3 protein-coding genes are annotated in these 2,679 nt (G+C 67.0%); 2 read left to right on the plus strand and 1 reads right to left on the minus strand.

Annotated features, from left to right (window positions below):
• A partial coding sequence (locus LL06_RS25465; protein ID WP_244447225.1) for a DMT family transporter occupies nt 1-819 on the minus strand: 819 nt, incomplete at its 3' end.
• 276 nt (nt 820-1,095) lie between these two features.
• Here LL06_RS25465 and LL06_RS25470 point away from each other — a divergent pair.
• Together LL06_RS25470 and LL06_RS25475 are read left to right on the plus strand one after the other, a co-directional pair.
• Nucleotides 1,096-2,394 carry an adenylosuccinate synthase gene (locus LL06_RS25470; RefSeq protein WP_035533716.1) on the plus strand — a complete coding sequence of 433 codons (1,299 nt, stop codon included), beginning with the start codon at nt 1,096-1,098 and terminating at the stop codon, nt 2,392-2,394.
• 54 nt (nt 2,395-2,448) lie between these two features.
• On the plus strand, nt 2,449-2,679 hold a 231-nt coding region (locus tag LL06_RS25475; RefSeq protein ID WP_035533712.1), incomplete at its 3' end, for a hypothetical protein.

The following is a 2,679-nucleotide window of genomic DNA, read 5'->3' on the forward strand; positions in this document are numbered from 1 at the left end:
CCCCAGGATCAGCACCGAGAGGATCGTGCCGAAGATCGGCACCAGGTTGATGAACACGCCGGCGCGGTTGGAGCCGATCAGCTCGTTGCCCATGATGAACAGCACCTGCGAGACGAGCGAGGGGATGATGGCGGTAAACGCCGCGATCAACAGGCCGCTGGTGTCGGGCCAGATCACCGCTTCGCGGGCGATTTCCCAGGCGGTGAAGGGCAGGGAGGTTGCGAAGGCCGAGGCCGCCATCACCGTGATCATGCTCTGCCAGTGGAGCATTGGCTTGTAGCGTAAGCCCACCGTGTAGCCGCCGTAGCACAGCACGGCCAGCAGCATCAGCGCGTCGCCGCGGTTGAGTTCCAGCGCCAGCAGCCGGGCGAGGCTGCCGCCCGAGGCGGTGAGGGCGACGCCCGCGAGCGTGAGCACGAAGCCCGCCACCTGCGCCGGCTTGGCGCGGATGCGGAACAGGAGGAAATTGGCGAGGAAGATCACCATCGGCATGCCCGCCTGCTCGATGGTCACATTGATGGCGGTGGTGTGCTCCAGCGCCGAATAGAGGAAGATGTTGAAGAAGGCGAAGCCGAACATGCCGTAGCCAATGAGCAGCGGCAGGTGCGCGCGGATCGTCGCCCGGTCGCGGCGGAGCTGGGGCAGGGTGAAGGTCAGAAGAATCATCAGCGCCAGGCCCCAGCGCGCCGAGGTCAGCAGCATCGGCGAGATATGGCCCACCGCCATCTTGCCGGCCACGGCGTTGGCGCCCCACGACAGGGCGGTGATCGTCAGGAACAGATAGGCGCGGAGCGGCAGGGCAGAGGCGCGAAGGGTCAAGGCGGGGGTCCGGATCTGGGGTGGAATCGGGCCGGTGGCGGGCCGGGTGCGGGCCGATCGGGGGCGTTGCGGCGCGGCACAGGGCCGCAGCCCCTCCTGTTTGGTCACAAGACACAGAATTGTCACGTAAAAAAGCCCGTCCCGCGCGCTGAAGGGTCGATTTTGGCCGGTCAAGTCTGTATGCATGCGCGGATTTCGTTTTCCGGGCCGCGCCCAACGCGGCTCATTGTCAAGTTCCGGGCCGCTTTCGACGCGGCCCAACGCCAAGGGGATGTCATGGCCAACGTGGTTGTCGTCGGGTCGCAATGGGGCGACGAGGGGAAGGGCAAGATCGTCGACTGGCTGTCCGAGCGGGCCGACGTCGTCGTCCGCTTCCAGGGCGGCCACAATGCCGGCCACACGCTGGTGATCGACGGCGTGAGCTACAAGCTCTCGCTGCTGCCCTCGGGCGTGGTGCGCCCCGGCAAGCTCGCCGTCATCGGCAACGGCGTCGTCATCGACCCGCATGCGCTGGTGAGCGAGATCGACCGGCTCGCCACGCAAGGAGTCGTCGTCAATGCCGAGAACTTGCGCATCGCCGACAACGCCACGCTGATCCTGTCGCTGCACCGCGAGCTCGACGGGCTGCGCGAGGACGCCGCATCGAATTCCGGCACCAAGATCGGCACCACGCGGCGCGGCATCGGCCCGGCCTATGAGGACAAGGTCGGCCGCCGCGCCATCCGCGTCATGGATTTGGCCAACCTCGAGAGCCTGCCCGCCAAGGTCGACCGGCTGCTCACCCACCACAACGCGCTCCGCCGTGGCCTCGGCCAGCCGGAAATCTCGGTCGACACCATCCTTGAGGAGCTCACCTCGGTGGCCGACCGCATCCTGCCGTTCCGCGAGACCGTGTGGCTGCTGCTGGACAAGCACCGCCGCGCCGGCGCGCGGATACTCTTTGAAGGCGCGCAGGGCACGCTGCTCGATGTCGACCACGGCACCTATCCGTTCGTGACCTCGTCGAACACCGTCTCCGGCCAGGCGGCGGCCGGCTCGGGCCTCGGGCCCGGGTCGCTCAGCTACGTGCTCGGCATCACCAAGGCCTACACCACCCGCGTCGGCGAAGGCCCGTTCCCGACCGAGCTGTTCGACGCCACCGGCCAGTTCCTGGGCGAGCGCGGTCACGAGTTCGGCACCGTCACCGGCCGCAAGCGCCGCTGCGGCTGGTTCGACGCGGCGCTTGTGCGCCAGTCGGTCGCCGTCAACGGCATCACCGGCATCGCGCTCACCAAGCTCGACGTGCTCGACGGGCTCGAGGAGCTGAAGATCTGCGTCGGCTACGAGCTCGACGGGGTCCGCATCGACCATCTGCCCGCAAGCCAGGGCCAGCAGGCGCGCGTCACGCCGGTCTACGAGAGCATCGAGGGCTGGAAGGGAACCACTGTCGGCGCCCGGAGTTGGGCTGATCTGCCGGCGCAGGCAATCAAATATGTCCGCCGCATCGAGGAACTGATCGGCGCGCCCGTGGCGCTCTTGTCAACAAGTCCCGAGCGCGACGATACGATACTTGTGACTGACCCGTTTGAAGACTAGGTTAGCGCAAGGGCGCGGTTCGCCGCGTTTCAAGGGATCAAACCAGGGTAAATCATGGCGGATTTTGTAGCAGTCATCCGGAAGGCAGTCGACAACCTGCCCGAGAATACTCCGGAGAACCGGACCAAGGTCTACAACAAGGCGCGGGCTGCCATCCGCCGCCAGCTCGAGGCGATCAATCCGCCGCCCTCCGACGAGGCGATCGCGCGCCAGCTCGACAAGCTCGATCTCGCCATCGAGGAGGTCGAGACCGAGCATGCCGAGGCGCTGCCGGCGGATGCCAAC

It is taken from the genome of Hoeflea sp. BAL378, assembly GCF_000759435.1.
Taxonomy (GTDB): Bacteria; Pseudomonadota; Alphaproteobacteria; order Rhizobiales; family Rhizobiaceae; genus Hoeflea.

Coding starts and splice junctions, on each gene's coding strand:
- LL06_RS25470 (WP_035533716.1), top strand. CDS start 1,096: ATGGCCAACGTGGTTGTCGTCGGGTCGCAATGGGGCGACGAGGGGAAG.